We start from the raw sequence: 16,097 nt of genomic DNA, 5'->3' as shown, positions 1-16,097 counted from the left end.
GGTTGCCGAGGGTAGGCATCAGGAAAAGACCTTCCAGAGAATCGCCATCGTGAAGGCGAGATTGAACCCGACCATCCATTTCAACAGAGCCAGGTTCGATCTCAGTTCCGAAATATCGCGGTTGTATTCGGCGATTGCCTTCGCCGCCGCGCGAGCCTTCTCGTCATCGGCCCCCGCGCTCAGAAGGGCGTCATACACCTCTGCAATCATCGTGGTTATCAACGGGCCTCGTTCTCGGTCGTGTTGAATTCGGGGCTTGCCTGGTCGCGAGGCGTTGTTCCGGTACTTGCCGACCGATCAGGGTTCAGCGTGTCCCGCCTCGGCCTGACCCTCGGGCTGCGCCGGGTAGAAGGTCTTATCAAACAGTTGCTCGGCGCTGTAGGGGCATCGGTCCGGAAAGGTGCTCGACGGCAGACCGCTTTCATCGCTGGCCAACCCGACTGCGTCGGTATACGCCTCGCCGATGGTTGAAGGCAATCGCGCCTTGAGACCAGGGGCCTGTTTGAGCAATTTGTCCAACCGGTTGCGCTGCTCGATGAGGGTCGCGCGCCAGCTGTCGCCTTTGAATTCACGCCAGCGCTCGGACAGGGTGCGATACTGATACTCCCACTTCAGCAGATGAGCCAGCAGGACGGTCAATCTGTTTTCGAGCTCGCGCTGCTCGCTCTTGCCCATGTCGCTCAGTTCTTCCACGAGATGCTCGACGTCCAGCTCCGAGTAGCGCCCGGCACGCAGCAATTGGACGTGGCGCTCCGCCCAAGCCGAATAATCAATCTTATAGAGTGTTGCGAGGTCGGTCATATCCTGGTCCAGCGCCTGCCGAGTCTGCATCGAGAGTCGGTGAAGTCGCGAGTCGTCTGCACTCGGAACTGCCCATGCCCATGCCCATGCCCATGCCCATGCCCATGCCCATGCCCATGCCCATGCCCATGCGTATGCGTATGCGTATGCGTATGCGTATGCGTATGCCGACAGGGTAGCGGATTTAGACGGATTTTTTCCAGAGCCGATCCGGGCAGAGCTTCCCGAGGGCAAAAAAAAGCCCGGCGGGGAGCCGGGCTGGAAACGTCTCATGATGAGAGAGACGAGGAGGACACTGGTATCGATCTTTAAGGTCTCGGGCTCCGCCGGTCGCCGACAGGCCCGAGACATCGATGTTCTGATTTCCGATCTTCGATCTCTAAACCGCGTCTTGCCGAGATGGTTGTCTGCAGCGAGGCCGATCTCACCTCGTACCGATTTTAACGATAACGGACGCGGTTTAGATGTGACGAGCCCCTCAGTGCATGAACAGACCGCCGTTGACCGGCAGGTTCGCGCCGGTGATGTAGGCGCTCTCGTCGCCGGCCAGGAAGGCGATCGCCGCGGCGATCTCCGCCGGCTGTGCCATCCGACGCATCGGGACACCCGAGATAATGCTGTTGCGCACGGTGTCGTCCATCGCCAGGGTCATGGCGGTCTCGACATAACCGGGCGAGACGGTGTTGACGGTGACGCCCTTGGATGCGCCCTCTTGGGCCAAGGCCATCGTGAAGCCGTGCATACCGGCCTTGGCAGCCGAATAGTTGGCTTGACCGAACTGACCGCGCTGTCCGTTGACCGAAGAGATGTTGATGATCCGACCGAAGCCGCGCTCGAGCATCCCTTCCCAGACATTGCGCGTCACGTTGAAGACGCTGTCCAGGTTGACCCGCATCACCGCATCCCACTGCGCGTGTTCCATCTTTTTGAAGGTCTTGTCGCGGGTGATACCGGCACAGTTGATGAGGACGTCGACCGGCCCGTGCTTCTCGGTGATCTCCTTGATCATGCGCGCGCTGTCTTCGAAGGAGGACACGTCGGCGGCGATGGTGTCGATGGCGAAGCCCTCGGCCTCGCGATCTTTCTTCCAGGTTTCCGCAACAGCGGCCTCGGAAGGATGATGATTGGCGATGACCGTGCAGCCGTCCTTCGCCAGACGGGTGCAAATCGAGGTGCCGATTCCGCCGATGCCGCCGGTCACGAGTGCGATACGAGCCATGTCTCTTTCCTCCGGGATTTTATTGGTGTCTTTCGTTCATCAAGGTCCGGAGCGATCAACACGCGATCCGCTCACGGAGGCCCGGGATCTTCCGATCACGAACCATTCGCAAGCCCCCGCGCAGGGCGCTTGCGAATGGCGGCCCATCCTTGGGCTGCCGAGTCTAACCAACTGCCGAATTAAGCAGCCGGAACACTCTTGCGCAGGTCGGCGGACACGTCGGCCATGCTCTTCTCGATCCAGCTGCGATAGTCGTCACGGACTTCGGTAACGGCCTGCATGCTGGTCTTGCCTTCGGCCAGAACGCGCTCGCTCAGCTCCTTGGTGGCCTCGACCTGGCCCTTGAAGAACTCATTGTAGCCCTTGGACTCGGTCGCGAGCTTCATCACACGCATGGCGTGCTCCATGTAGAGGCTCATGGCATCCATCTGGCGTGCAGACATCTTCTCGAACATGCGGACGTTCAGCTCGCCGAGGCTGGACATGCGCTCGACGGTCTTGGTGGTGAGCTCGTTGACGGTGTTCAGGGTGTCGTTGGTGTTGGTCATGAGTTGTTGCTCCGATGTGTTGTGCAGTGCAGCAATTGTTGCAGTGCACAATAGTCGTCTGATCAGCCTCTGTCAACACCGTTTCCTTCAATCCAAAGCATTCAGGATGCAGCACCCCGATCCTCTTACGCCTAGGCAGATGCGTCACCGCCGTCGTCTTTGTCTTTGCCTTCGGCGGGCGATGGTGTCTTGCGATCGGTCTTGCTCCGACGATCGCCGCCGAGATCAAAACCCGCCGCGCGCATCAGCTCGCCTTGAATCTCCGACCACAGCTCGACATTTTTTTGGGTCATCCGGGTCATGGCATCGAACGGGGTCTCGCCCAAGGAGCGGACCAGCTCGTGATGTTGTTTGGAGAAGAGATCGAGCGAGCCTTCGAGATAGCGCGCGAACATGCCTTGGAGGGTGCCGCCGTAGAAGCGGATGATTTGAGACAACATGGTCGCGCTGAACAGCGGCTCTCCGCCGCTTTCCTCCTCGAGCATGATCTGCAGCAGGATGGAACGCGTAATGTCGTTGTCATTCGCCGTGTCGACCACCTTGAAGGCGGTGCAGTGCATGACGAGGTCACGCACGTCGGCGAGCGTGATGTAGCGACTGACTTCGGTGTCGTAGAGCCGCCGATTCGGGTACTTCTTGATAATGCGCTCGTCGTTCATTGGCATCTAGGCCGTGTCGTCCTTCAATCCGAAGAAGTGTACCCCAGTCGAGACGGGGTACGACCTGCAGGGCCCGGCGATCCCTCGCCGGGGGACTCCCCGCCCGTGTTCGGATCAGACCCGCTCGACGGCCAGCGCCACACCTTGCCCGCCGCCGATGCAAAGGGTCGCGAGACCCTTCTTGGCATCGCGCTTCTGCATCTCGTAGAGCAGGGTCACCAGCACGCGAGCACCGGACGCGCCGATCGGGTGACCGATGGAGATGGCGCCGCCGTTGACGTTGACCTTACTCAGATCCCAGCCCATCTCGTGATTGACCGACATCGCCTGCGCGGCGAAGGCCTCGTTGGCCTCGATCAGGTCGAGGTCCTTGGGTGTCCAGCCGGCCTTTTCCAGGCACTTGGTCGAAGCCGGGATCGGGCCGGTGCCCATGATAGCAGGATCCACACCGGCGCTCGCGAAGGCGACCAGTCGGGCCATTGGCTTCAGACCGAGCTCCTTGGCCTTGGACTCCTTCATGACCACGACCATCGCCGCACCGTCATTGATGCCCGAGGCGTTGCCGGCGGTAACCGTGCCGGCCTTGTCGAAGGCCGGACGCAGCTTGCCGAGCGTCTCGGCCGTGGTGCCGGGGCGCGGAAACTCGTCCGTGGCGAAGACGACTGGGTCGCCTTTGCGCTGCGGAATGCTGACCGGAACGATCTCGTCGGCGAAGCGGCCCGACTTGATCGCCGCCTCGGCCTTCTGCTGCGACGCGGCCGCAAACGCGTCCTGGGCGTCGCGGGTGAACGCGTATTTCTTGGCGATGTTCTCTGCCGTCACGCCCATGTGATACTGATTGAAGGCGTCCCAAAGGCCATCGACGATCATGGTGTCCTTCATCGACCAATCGCCCATGCGCTGGCCTTCGCGCGAGCGCGGCAGGACATGCGCGGATTGACTCATGCTCTCTTGGCCGCCGGCGATCACGATGTCGGCGTCGCCGCAGGCCACCGCCTGCATCGCCAGATGAACCGCCTTCAGCCCGCTGCCGCAGACCTTGTTGATGGTCATGGCCGGTACGGAGTGCGGGAGCCCCGCGTTCAGCGTCGTCTGACGCGCCGGATTCTGGCCTACGCCGGCGGTGAGGACCTGGCCGAGGATGACCTCGTCGACCTGATCCGGAGAGATCCCGGTGCGCTCCATCAACGCCTTGAGCACGGCGGCCCCGATGTCGGTTGCCGGGAGTGAAGAGAGGCTGCCGCCGAAGGTGCCGACTGCGGTACGGCCCGCATCGACGATGACGATGTTGTCGCTCATGGTGTGAATGCCTTATGAATTTTGGAGTGGACGTCTATTCGGAGATGGCGGGTCGTCACGCGAGGACCCGGCCGCGGGATCTAAAATGCCCCGCTCGCGCCGATAGAGCAACCCCGATCTTACGCCGCTTTGTTGCAGTGCACAAATCGACGTGCTAACGTGTGCTGCAAAGTGACCCAAAGGAGGGCAAAACCATGAGTAACGAAACCTTTTTCAACGACAGCTGGCTGGATCTGCAACGTAAGTACTGGGACAGCTGGACCGAGATGAGCCGCAAGGCGATGGGCACGCAGGGCGGCATGGGCGAGCTCACCAACCCGTGGGAAAGTGCGCTCGACAATTGGTGGAAGGCGATCGCGCCGGCCGCACCGGATGCCTCCAAGGCGTTCATGGAAAAGATGATGGAGCAGGGCAAGGTCTTCTTCCGCTTCGGCGAGACATTTGCCTCCGGGAAGCCGGGCGACGCGTCCTCTCCGGCCGACGGCATGGCGTTCTGGACCAAGGCGCTGGAAGACATCCAGAAGAGCTTCAGCGGTTCGATGGACGACGGCGGCAACGTCATGCAGCGCATGATGTCCTTCTGGGAAATGCCTCTGGACAACTGGCAGCGCATGATGTCCTCGATGTCGCCGATGCCCGGCGATGCCCTGCGCTACATGCCGCATGACCAGGTCAAGGACGGCCTCAACCGCGTGCTGTCCGCGCCCGGGCTGGGCTACACCCGCGAGGAGCAGGGCCAGTATCAAGAGTTGATCCGCGCCTCCATGGACTATCAGAAGGCGCTGCAGGAATACAACGGCTTCTATGCCCAGCTCGGCGTTAAATCCGTCCAGCGGATGGGTGGCTACATCCAAGAGGTCATCGACAGCGGCAAGAGCATCGATTCGGCCCGCGCCCTCTACGATCACTGGGTCATGTCCTGCGAGTCCGTTTACGCCGAAGAGGTCGCGACGCCGGAATACGCTCAGATCCATGGCCATCTCGTCAACGCCCAGATGGCGCTGAAGAAGCGCATGGCAGTGTTGGTCGACGAGAACCTCGGCGCCATGAACATGCCCAGCCGCAACGAGCTGCGCACCCTTCAGGATCGTCTGCAGGAGACCCGGCGCGAGAACAAGAAGCTCAGCCAGAGCCTGCGCGCACTCGAACGCCAAGTTGCGGCCCTTGCCGGCACCCCGATCGAGTCGCCCGCGACGGCCATCAAGTCCGTCGCGCCCGCCGCCAAGGCGCCGGTGCGTAAGAAGGCCGTAACCAAGAGTACCGACTAAGTCGGGCCGTCACCACAGACTTCACGCGCCCTGCGGCCCCCGACACACCGGGCACCGCGGACGCGTATCCAACGATTACCGCGAGGAACCGAACCGTGATGCTCCCGATCGATATCCGGCCCGACAAGCTCACCCAAGAAATGCTGGACTATTCCCGCAAGCTCGGCCAAGGCATGGAAAACCTGCTCAACGCCGAGAAGATCGACACCGGCGTGAGCCCGAAGCAAGCGGTCTACACCGAAGACAAGCTGGTGCTCTACCGCTACGACACGCCCGAAGGCGTGACCCCCGATCCGGTCCCGCTGCTGATCGTCTACGCCTTGGTGAATCGGCCCTACATGACCGACATCCAGGAAGACCGTTCGACGATCAAGGGTCTCTTGGCGACCGGGCAGGACGTCTATCTGATCGACTGGGGTTACCCGGACCAGGCCGACCGCGCCATCACGCTCGACGACTACATCAACGGCTACATCGACCGCTGCGTCGACCATATCCGCGAGGCGCACGGGGTCGAGAAGATCAACATCCTCGGCATCTGTCAGGGCGGTGCCTTCAGTCTGATGTACACCTCGATGCATCAAGACAAGGTCAACAGCCTCGTGACCATGGTCACCCCGGTGGACTTCAAGACCCCGGACAACCTGCTGTCGGCTTGGGTGCAGAACGTCGACATCGACCTCGCGGTCGACACCATGGGCAACATCCCCGGTGAGCTGTTGAACTGGACCTTCCTCTCGCTCAAGCCGTTCAGCCTGACCGGTCAGAAATACGTCAACATGGTCGACGTGCTCGACGACCCGGACAAGGTGAAGAATTTCCTGCGCATGGAGAAGTGGATCTTCGACAGCCCGGATCAGGCCGGCGAGACCTTCCGTCAGTTCATCAAGGACTTCTATCAGCGCAACGGCTTCATCAACGGCGGCGTCATGCTGGCAGGCCAGGAAGTCGACCTGAAGAACGTTACCTGCCCGGTCCTGAACATCTATGCGATGCAGGACCACCTGGTGCCGCCGGATGCCTCCAAGGCGCTGAAGGGCTTGACCGGCAGCAAAGACTATACCGAGCTGGCCTTCCCCGGCGGGCACATCGGCATCTATGTCAGCGGCAAGGCGCAGAAAGAGGTCACCCCCGCCATCGGGAAGTGGCTGAACGCGCACTCGGCTTAAACCGCGTCCGGAGCGAGATGCTCACTTTCGAGTCACGGGCTGCCGCGTTTACGCGGCAGCCGACCTCGTAGCCGGACGTGCCTCCGAGCCTTCATCGATCGTCTCGTCGATCGGCTGCATCGCCTGATCGACGTAGCGGTACCCCGGCCGCCGCGTATCCTCCCTCACCCGCCGATAAAGCCGCCACACCCGCCAGGCGTAAGCGAGCAAACCGCCGTAGGTGGTCGCGACCTCCCGAACGCGGCGTGGGTAGAAGACCCATACAGGTTCGATAGGAAGCTCCGAGCGCCGCTCCGTGCGGATCTTGCGACGCAGAAACCCGCCCTGAAGCGGATGCACCCGCTCGAACCTGAAGCAGCCGTAAAACTCCAGCGCGATCTCCATGATGCGTTTCGGATTGCGTCTGAAGGCCGCGGCCCGCCGCATCAGGGTTTCCAGGTGCTCCAGCGAATAGTAGCTGTCCCACGCGCGACGATAGACACCCTGCCACTCCTGCGCGCTCATCCGCGGATGGGTCGTACAGACATGCTCGAGGTCGTAGCGGTTCAGATCCGGGTCGAGCGGCGCCCCCTTCGCATGCAGCGCCTGGTGGTCGGCGGAGCCGGGAAGCGGCGTCAGACAGAAGAACTCGAGGATGTCGAGCGGCAGCTCGCGCTTGATCGTCTCGATGTCGTTCAGGATGCGTTCCGGCGTGTCGTCCGGAAAACCCAGGATGTAGCCGCAATAGGTCGTCACGCGCTGCTGCTGCCAGGCGAGCAGCATGTTGCGATAGTTGGCGATCTTGTTTTGCTTCTTGTGCGCGGATTTGAGGTTGTCCGCGTTCACGCTCTCCAGTCCGATGAACACCCGCGAGACACCCGCCGCCCGCGCCTTGGTCACGAACCCCGGCAGGGTGTGACACATGGTATCGACCTGGATGGTGAAGTTGAGCTTCACACCGAGCTCGCGGCGCAACGCCGCGATGCGCTCGAAGATCGGCTCCCAGTTGCGATTGCGCGCAAAGTTGTCGTCGGTGATGAAGTAATGGCGGATCCCGTGGACCAGGTTGGCGCGCAGCAGCTGCTCGATGTCGTCCGGGTCGCGGAAGCGGGATTTGCGGCCCTGGACGTTGATGATGGTGCAGAAGCTACAGAGAAAAGGACAGCCGCGCCCGGCGTCGAACGTGCCGGGCATCGGGGCGTAGCGCCGCGCCACCTCGGGCGGGAGATAGGGCATGGTCTTGCCCTGCAGGTCCGGGAGCTCCGCCATGTGGTTGTAGAGCGGCTCCAGGCGCCCTTCATCGGCCGCACGGAGCAGGTCGGTGAAATGCTCCTCGGCCTCGCCGGCAAAGAGGGTGACCCCCAGATCCATGGCCTCCTGCAGCTCCGGAGGGACGCCCGGCAGCATCGCCAGAGAGCCGCTGACATGGAAGCCGCCCATGACGACCTGCAGCCCTGCCGCCCGAAAACGTCGCGCCAGGTCCATGGCACGGGGGAACTGGTTGGATTGGACGCCCACCAGACAGACCAGCCCCCGACCGCCGTTGTCTCGGATGCGGCGGATGATCCGTTTCACCGGAACCACCGTGTTGGTCTCGTCGTAGGCGTTGACCTCGATGCGCACGCCCTCGCCCAAGACGCCGGATTGATCCGCAGCACGGGTCAGCCCATAGAGGCTCGCGAGCGAGTTGGACGGGATCCATGCCTTGACCCACTGGATGACGTAGCCCTCGTCGTCATAGTGCGACGGCTTGATCAACTCCACATGAAAACGGGTCGTGGTCGCGCTGCTCGGAAGCATGATGGCCCCTCGTCGACGGAGAAACGGATGACCGGCGCGGACTGGAGCCTGTACGGCTCCCGACACCGAACACCTCGGTTCTGCGGACACACAGACGGCTAGGATTCGGTCATCCAAGGCGGATTGTGCGGTCGATGCTAAACCGCGTCCACAGCGAAACGCCAACTTTCGAGCGGGCGGCCCGCATGAAATACGCATCGGCGGCGCCCGCTCGATGTCGCGGGGCTGTCGCCCTCGACGCGACCCGTGGCATGATCCGGCGCTGACCCACCGGAGATCATTCCGACACTTCGGCCTTGCAAGGTTGCCGGGTATGCACCTCGAACACGCACAAACTGCACACGACGTTGATTCCCGTCGGATCACCGCGGCTCTCGCCGCCTCACGAATCGAGCTCGAGGGCGCGCCGCCCGAGTATGACCGCGGTGCGGGCCAAGGCCCGCGCCCGGAGGCGTTGCGATGAGCGAGCAGGAGCAGGACACGACGGACTTCGAGCGCGCCGTGCGCGCACATGACGAGGCCGTCGCGGCAATGGGGCTGGCCATCTGGGTCGGCACCGAGCCGACCTTCACCGACCGCTTCTCGGAGGCGCCCGAGTGGCTGAGTACGGCGTTGGGCGAGGATAAGGCCACCCGCGCAGAGCAACTGCTGTGCGCACTGCAAGGCCGCATGGGCGGACTGGTCTTGCGCACCCAAGGCCGGCAGTATCCCGGGGAAGACCAACCGCGCTGGTGCCTCGGCCTCTATGCCCGGCGCGACGGCACACCCGTCTGGCACGGGCCGCCCGACCCCGCATTCGCGACGACATGTGCGAGCGACTGCGATCTCGGTGTCCTGAGCAACGCGCTCTGCACGCGTCTGCGTGAGATCGGCTGCGGTGTCCGATCGCTCGCCGCGGACGAGGGTTGTCTCCACGTCTTCGCCCGCTTTCCGTGCACCGATCACATGACTCTCGAGGACGACCCGCGTGCCCGCCGGTTCGAGCCGATGCCTGTCGACCCGGGGCACGAGGAGATCCCGACGACGGATGGACTGCCCTGTTTCGTGATCGACCGCATAGCCTGGCAGGACGCAACGGTAGCCCGGATCGCGCTTCCCGATTGCGAATCGGTCGATCAGTTCGGGCGTTGTCTCGCCGCGATCGGCACCGCGGCGACCAACGCGGGCCTGCCCGCACTCATCCTCACCGGCCACCCTCCACCCGTCGATGCAAGCGTCGCCTGGACCACCATCACGCCGGATCCGGCGGTGATCGAGATCAACATGGCGCCCTATCCCGACGTGACCGGGTTGCTCGCCGCCACACGCGCACTCTATGCCGCAAGCGCCGAGCTCGGACTCGCCCCCTATCGTCTCTACTACAACGGCGCGGTCGCCGACTCCGGCGGGGGCGGGCAGATCACCTTCGGCGGGCCCAGTCCGCAGGAGAGCCCCTTCTTCGTCGCAACGCGCGTCTTGCCGCGCCTGGTGCGTTATCTGAACCGACATCCCGCACTCTCCTATCTTTTCGCCCACGACCATATCGGCGGCTCGGGTCAAGCGGTGCGGGCCGACGAGCGCGGGCGCGACGCCTTCCGCGAGCTGCGTCTCGCGCTCGCGTTGCTGGAGCGCGGGCCGCCCCCGGATGCGGAGACGCTGTGGTCGGGACTGTCGCATCTTCTGACCGATGCCGTCGGGAACAGCCACCGCGCCGAGCTCAACATCGAGAAACTCTGGAACCCCTATATACCGGGACGCGGAAAGCTCGGACTGGTCGAGCTCCGCGCGCTGCGCATGCAGCACACACCCGAACGCGCCGCGGCGCTCGCCGCACTGCTGCGGGCCATCATCGCGATGCTCTCCGCCCAAGACTTCGACGCCCCGCTGTGCGATCACGGCGACGACCTACACGACCGCTATGCCCTGCCCTACTACCTCGAACGCGACCTCGAGGAGGTGCTTGCCGATCTGAGCACGGCGGGCCTCGGCCTCGCGGCGCCCTTGACCGAGCTGCTGAGGCGCAACAGCGTGCGTCTGATCGCCCGGGTGCCGCATCGAGACTGCGAGCTGACGATCCGTCGCGCGGTGGAATTCTGGCCCTTGATCGGCGACGTGGGCCGCCAGGATCAGGAGACCTCCCGCCTCGTGGATGCGAGCACGACGCGCGTGGAGGTCTGCCTGCGCACGGTGGAGGGGACGACCGCCGAGGACTTCGACGACTGGCGGCTTTCCGTCGACCAGGTTCGACTGCCCTGGCGTGCCGAGCAGGACCTGCGGGGACCGGCGAAGGTCTTCGGACTGCGCTATCGCAGCTTCGTGCCTTGGCAGGGTCTGCACCCCGCCTTGCCCGCCCGGGGCCCGCTGTCTCTGACGCTCTGGCATCCCGCGCACGCCGACGCCCTGCACCTGACCCTGCACGACTGGCGACCGAGCGGTGGCGGCTACGACGGTCTGCCCGCCGACCTCGCCGAAGCAGCCGCGCGACGGGCCGAACGCTGCGTCGTCGAACCCGCATCGAACCCCGCGCCGGAGACGCTGCATACGCCGCCGCCCGAGGCTGTCACGCCCTACGCACTGGACATGCGCTGGCTTGCACTTGGGCTCGACAAACAAGACCCGGCATGGAACAACGGGGCATGAGCCTGTCTGCCGAGGTCCAACGCTGCGCCGATGCGCTCGCCGCCCTCGAAGCAGCCATCGGCTGTGCCCTCGTGGGCCAACCGCGGGTCGTGCGCGAGTCCGTGGTCGCCCTGGCCGCGGCCGGTCATGTCCTGCTGGAAGGCGTGCCCGGTGTCGGCAAGACCCTCTTGGTGCGCGCGCTCGCTGCCGCCGTCGGCGGGCGCTTCTCGCGGATCCAGTTCACGCCCGACCTGATGCCGAGCGATGTCACCGGGCATGCCGTCTTCGACATGAAGAGCGAGGCCTTCCGGATCCGGCGCGGCCCGATCTTCTGCAACCTGCTGCTCGGCGACGAGATCAACCGCGCACCCGCGAAGACACAAGCGGCGTTGCTCGAGGCCATGCAGGAGCAACAGGTCACGATCGAGGGCACCGCTCTGGCACTGAGCCCACCCTTCCTGGTCTTTGCGACCCAGAACCCGATCGAGCACGAGGGGACCTATCCGCTGCCCAAGGCGCAGCTCGATCGTTTCCTGCTCAAGGTCATCGTCGATCACCCCGATGCGGCCGAAGAGCTGGCCATGGTCCGCCAGGTGACGCACGATCGGGTCGGCGACCGACTCGACGTCTCGGGCGTGCGCGAGGTCCTGAGCGCAACCGATCTACTCGAGGTGCAGCAGGTGACCGCACGGCTGCAGGTCGACGACACTGTCCTCGCCTATGCGGTGCGCTTGGTCCGCTCGGCGCGTGATTGGCCCGGTGTGGAGACCGGCCCCGGCCCCCGCGCCGGTATCGCGCTGGTGCGCGCCGCGCGCGGACATGCGCTCGCCGACGCTCGCGACTACGTCACACCCGACGACATCAAGGCGATGGCCCCCGCCGTGCTGCGCCACCGTCTCGCGCTGGGGGCCGATCTGGAGATCGAGGGTCTCGGCCCCGAGGATGTCCTGCGCGATCTTCTCGCCGGCGTGCCTGCTCCGCGCAGCTAAGCCGCGCCCGGTACGGTATGCGTCATGTGTTGGAGTGGCTTGGCCGCGCCGGTTCCGACGACTGTCGGAGCCGGCGCGGTTTAACCGATTCAAAAATATTCAATTCCAGCCCGTGTCTCACCGGGATCAAGGACATCTCCGAAGCCAAACGCACAATGAAGACGACGCATATCGCTTTGGACGCGGTTTAGAAGCGCATGCAGGCCGAGCACTTCAGTCGCGCTCGACACGCCCGCGGATCACGGGAGAGGCGGCTCGGCACGAGGCCGCGCACCCCGTTGGTCTGGGCTCTCGCCGGCTGGACCATCGTGGGTCTGGCCGCCGTCTGGATCCCGGAGGCCCGCCTCGCCTGGCAAGGCATCGGCATCCTCCTCGGGGTGATCGCCGCGGCCGACCTGCTGGCGCTCCTCGGGCTTCCCTCGCCCGAGCTGCGTCGCCAGATGCAGGGGATCCTCTCGCTCGGCGCCCCGGGCCGGGTCGGACTCACGCTGACCAACCCTTCGACTCGACGTCTTCGGCTCCGCCTCCATGATCTGTATCCGAGCGCCTTCGCCGTTCAGGGCCTGCCGCGCGAGATCGCGCTCGGCGCCGGCACGAGCGCAACGATCGACTATCGCTTGACCCCCTCGCAGCGCGGAAACTTCACCATCCCGGGCTGCGAGATCGCCCTGTGCTCACCCCTCCGGTTCTGGGTCGAGAGGCGCGCGTTGACCCTGTCGACACGCTTGCGCGTCTACCCGAATCTCGCCCGACTCGGTCGCGATATCCTGCCCGCGATGCAGGATCGGCGCGCTGCTGCCGGGGAGCGCGTCCGACCGAGACGGGGCGAAGGGGCGGAGTTCCATCAACTGCGTGATTACCATCGGGGTGATGGCCTGCGGCGGATCGACTGGAAGGCGACGGCGCGGATGCGTAAGCTTATCGCCCGAGAGTACGAGGACGAGCACGACCGACACCTCGTCTTTCTGCTCGACACGGGCCGACGGATGCGCCATCGCGATGCCGGGCACTCGCACCTCGACGAGGCATTGGGTGCGGTGCTCGCCGTCGCCTTCGTTGCCCTCGCCCACGGGGACGCCGTGGGACTGATGACCTATGGCGGTCCTCGACGCTGGTGCGCGCCGCGCAAAGAGCCGCAAACCATGCCCCGGCTGCTCGAGCGGGTCTACGACCTCGAGCCGAGCCTGGATGCCTCCGATCCGCTGCTGGCGGCACGCGAGCTGCTGCACCGGATGCCGAGACGGGCCTTGGTGGTGATGATCACCAACAGTCGGGACGAGGATCAGTCCGGGCTGGAGCGGGCGGCACGGCTGCTGCGACGGCGGCACCTGCTCATGATCGCGGACCTGCGCGAGTCGGCACTCGACCGAAGCCTGGAGGCCCGGATCAGGGATCTGCCGGGCGCGCTGCGGTTCCACGCCGTACAAGGTTGGCTCGCCACGCGGCGACGGCATGGGGAGCGTTTGCGTCATCTCGGCATCGAGAGCCTCGATCTCCTGCCGGCGCAGTTGTCGGGCGCTTTGGTGGGCCGATATCTCGCCATCAAGCGAGCCGGTCGGCTTTGATTTTAATATCTTGAATCGCGCAGGCTCCAGCGGCCTTCAAGTCTGCCGGGGCCGATCCCATGCAAAAACATCGCATGCCCCGCTGGGCGCGGTTCAAGTGCGAACACCCGCACGCCAATCCATCCGTCTCAGGAGCCAAAGAATGCGTTATCTGCTCGGCGCCCTTGCGCTCGCCGCATCCATCCCCGTTCAGGCGGCCATCCCGGCGACCCCGGTCATGACCGTCTACAAGTTCAACGGTCCGATGGAGGTGCCTTACTACAACGCCGACAGCTTCGCGCGCTCGGGCGCGAAATCCTCGGCCGGAACCCTGACGCAGGGAACCTCCGTGATCCCCTGCCTGATGATCCGAAACGGCAAACCCTTGACGGACAGCTCGGGGACGCCTTACGTCGGGTTCGAGGTGCTCGTCGACCCGAGGAAGGCAAGCCGCGGCGACACCGATCGCTTCAAGAGCACCGTCGCCGCGCGCAAGTCAAAAAAGGTTCAAAATCATCACTGCCCCTCAAGCGTGAAGAACGTCATCAATGTCCGCAACCTCTACGCGCTCGAGAAGGCGCCCTTCTTCGATCCGCCGTCGAGCGGTCGTGCCGGCAATCCGGGCGGTGCGAGCGAGCTCGACCGCATCGTGCGCAGCTTCCACGCATCGAGCCAGTGCGAGAGTGCCAATCGCAGCCTGACCGGCCGCCGCGCGGCTCTGGATCGGGCCTGGAGCGACTTCATCCGCAGCAACGGGCGGCTCGGCTCCGAGACCACGCTCGCGCGTGCGAAGCATCTCGACTACGCCATGCGCACGGCCATCTACGAGGGCCATCTCGAACGCGGCTGCAACGCCTACGGGGCCTGCGAGCGCAACATCATCGTGCTCTCGATCCGCAACCGCGCGGTCGGCCAGTGTCTGAGCCGTCAGGGGTGCAAGTTCCCGGGCGACTTCCAGGGTGTCTCCTCCTCGGTGTCCCAGTACAACATCTGGGACGAATACCTGACCCAGATCTCCGGCCTCACGGCCTGCTACCTGCGCCCCGATCTCGCGGACAACGACCGCTATGCCAAGCTCCAAGCCATGTACACCCAGTCGGTCGGGGATGCCGAGCGGATCCTCTTCGGCAGCGAGCGTGATCTGCAGGCGGTCTTTCCGGAGAATCGACTTTCGGATCTGACATCGATGCGCCATTACTATCATGCCCCCGCGATGGGCAAGTGCTTCCCGAACCACGACCGCGTCGAGTACATGACAGGTGCGGTCGCGCGCAACGGGGACGATTTCGCCCTGATCGCCAATACTCGAATCAAGGTCGGACCGGCGAGCGGCGACGGCTATCGCTTCGAGGAGTTCCGCTTCGACGAGACCCCGGAGCGCGATGTCGTCCGGACTGAAAACAATTATCCGGGCTTCATCGTCGACGGCCGCAAGGTGTCGCTTCGCAAGCCCAAGTCATGCCCGCCCTACGGGATCCCGAGCGGCTGCCGCTCGGGCAACGTCGGACGCTATCGCACGACCCCGAGCTGGCTCTCCTCCGGCAAACCGGTGGAGATCACCTGCAGCATCCAGGACCGGGGCGAGGCCTGCCGCGGCAACGCCACGACACGCACGGCCGCCGTCGGCGGTGTGTGCGACAAGGAGATGCGCCCGGTCGCCGGCGTACATTGATGCGAGGTCATATCCCATGAGCGCACTTCCGGTCACCTACCTCGAGATCGTCGGCCCCCTGATCGACACGGCCAGGGAGATCCTCGAACGCGGCGAGAGTCTGAGCCCCTTCGCGTTCGTCGGAAATCTGACGACCGGAGAAACCTTTCCGGTCCTGCTGAGCACCGCCACGGACGAGGAGAAGGACGGGGCGGCGGCCATGATTCGCCGGCTCGCCGAGCTGCACGAGGCGGACTTCATCTTCATGATCATGGAAGCCTGGTCCTTGCCGCCGAGCAAGGTCGGGCAATTCCGGGAGATCATCGAGGAATACGGATCGATCGGCGCCTCGCCCTATCGGATCGACGTCGCCTCCTTCGCGCTCGAAACCCGCCATGGGCTCTGGGTGACCCAGATCCCGATCGAGCCCAAGGACGCTTCGGAGACGCAGCGTACCTTCGGCCGACCGCAGTTCCAGCATTTCACCGATGCCAAGGGGCGATTCGTCGATCTATTGCCCGTGAAGGACGGCGAGCGGGCGGCTCACCGAACGCTGCATTAAACCTAGATCCG

At 64.4% G+C, this 16,097-nt stretch carries 14 protein-coding genes; 7 read left to right on the top strand and 7 right to left on the bottom strand.

Features of this window, described 5'->3' with window-relative positions; all coding sequences use genetic code 11:
* Positions 1-18: 18 nt before the first annotated feature.
* The 6 genes from THIMADRAFT_RS19825 to THIMADRAFT_RS19800 form a co-directional block, all read right to left on the bottom strand.
* Entirely contained in the window at positions 19-210 is a 192-nt protein-coding gene (locus tag THIMADRAFT_RS19825) for a hypothetical protein (protein WP_007194884.1), read from the bottom strand.
* An 87-nt stretch (positions 211-297) separates the two neighbouring features.
* On the bottom strand, positions 298-801 hold the full coding sequence (locus tag THIMADRAFT_RS19820) for a DUF29 domain-containing protein (RefSeq protein WP_040732972.1): 504 nt from the start codon (positions 799-801) through the stop codon (positions 298-300).
* A gap of 478 nt (positions 802-1,279) precedes the next feature.
* On the bottom strand, positions 1,280-2,020 hold the full coding sequence (gene phbB, locus THIMADRAFT_RS19815; RefSeq protein ID WP_007194881.1) for an acetoacetyl-CoA reductase: 741 nt from the start codon (positions 2,018-2,020) through the stop codon (positions 1,280-1,282).
* Positions 2,021-2,199: 179 nt separating this feature from the next.
* The gene (locus tag THIMADRAFT_RS19810; protein ID WP_007194880.1) at positions 2,200-2,568 is read right to left on the bottom strand and encodes a phasin family protein; all 369 of its coding nucleotides are present in this window, start codon (positions 2,566-2,568) and stop codon (positions 2,200-2,202) included.
* Positions 2,569-2,699: 131 nt separating this feature from the next.
* Complete coding sequence (phaR, locus tag THIMADRAFT_RS19805; protein ID WP_050799639.1) at positions 2,700-3,227, bottom strand: polyhydroxyalkanoate synthesis repressor PhaR; 528 nt, start codon at positions 3,225-3,227, stop codon at positions 2,700-2,702.
* Between the two features lie 114 nt (positions 3,228-3,341).
* Complete coding sequence (locus THIMADRAFT_RS19800; RefSeq protein ID WP_007194878.1) at positions 3,342-4,526, bottom strand: acetyl-CoA C-acetyltransferase; 1,185 nt, start codon at positions 4,524-4,526, stop codon at positions 3,342-3,344.
* 194 nt (positions 4,527-4,720) lie between these two features.
* On the opposite strand from THIMADRAFT_RS19800, the gene phaE reads away from it, so the two are divergent.
* The gene (gene phaE, locus THIMADRAFT_RS19795) at positions 4,721-5,794 is read left to right on the top strand and encodes a class III poly(R)-hydroxyalkanoic acid synthase subunit PhaE (protein WP_007194877.1); all 1,074 of its coding nucleotides are present in this window, start codon (positions 4,721-4,723) and stop codon (positions 5,792-5,794) included.
* Between the two features lie 98 nt (positions 5,795-5,892).
* Positions 5,893-6,963, top strand: a complete 1,071-nt coding sequence (locus THIMADRAFT_RS19790; RefSeq protein WP_007194876.1) for a class III poly(R)-hydroxyalkanoic acid synthase subunit PhaC — start codon at positions 5,893-5,895, stop codon at positions 6,961-6,963.
* 48 nt (positions 6,964-7,011) lie between these two features.
* Here the strand turns inward: THIMADRAFT_RS19790 and THIMADRAFT_RS19785 are convergent, their stop codons facing one another.
* A complete protein-coding gene (locus THIMADRAFT_RS19785; protein ID WP_007194875.1) occupies positions 7,012-8,742 on the bottom strand; it encodes a B12-binding domain-containing radical SAM protein in 1,731 nt (576 codons plus the stop codon).
* Between the two features lie 459 nt (positions 8,743-9,201).
* On the opposite strand from THIMADRAFT_RS19785, the gene THIMADRAFT_RS19780 reads away from it, so the two are divergent.
* The 5 genes from THIMADRAFT_RS19780 (at position 9,202) to THIMADRAFT_RS19760 (ending at position 16,086) form a co-directional block, all read left to right on the top strand.
* A complete protein-coding gene (locus THIMADRAFT_RS19780; RefSeq protein WP_007194874.1) occupies positions 9,202-11,361 on the top strand; it encodes a transglutaminase family protein in 2,160 nt (719 codons plus the stop codon).
* Entirely contained in the window at positions 11,358-12,329 is a 972-nt protein-coding gene (locus THIMADRAFT_RS19775) for an AAA family ATPase (protein WP_007194873.1), read from the top strand. The genes THIMADRAFT_RS19780 and THIMADRAFT_RS19775 overlap by 4 nt, the downstream gene beginning before the upstream one ends.
* A 278-nt stretch (positions 12,330-12,607) precedes the next feature.
* Positions 12,608-13,894: a DUF58 domain-containing protein gene (locus THIMADRAFT_RS19770; protein WP_040732947.1), complete on the top strand. Its 1,287-nt coding sequence runs from the start codon at positions 12,608-12,610 to the stop codon at positions 13,892-13,894.
* A 142-nt stretch (positions 13,895-14,036) separates the two neighbouring features.
* Positions 14,037-15,545: a hypothetical protein gene (locus THIMADRAFT_RS19765; protein WP_007194871.1), complete on the top strand. Its 1,509-nt coding sequence runs from the start codon at positions 14,037-14,039 to the stop codon at positions 15,543-15,545.
* Between the two features lie 16 nt (positions 15,546-15,561).
* On the top strand, positions 15,562-16,086 hold the full coding sequence (locus THIMADRAFT_RS19760; RefSeq protein WP_007194870.1) for a hypothetical protein: 525 nt from the start codon (positions 15,562-15,564) through the stop codon (positions 16,084-16,086).
* Positions 16,087-16,097: the final 11 nt, after the last annotated feature.

Source organism: Thiocapsa marina 5811 (assembly GCF_000223985.1).
GTDB lineage: Bacteria > Pseudomonadota > Gammaproteobacteria > Chromatiales > Chromatiaceae > Thiocapsa > Thiocapsa marina.
Note: the sequence above shows the minus strand (reverse complement) of the source record. Positions and strands in the feature narration are given on the sequence as shown.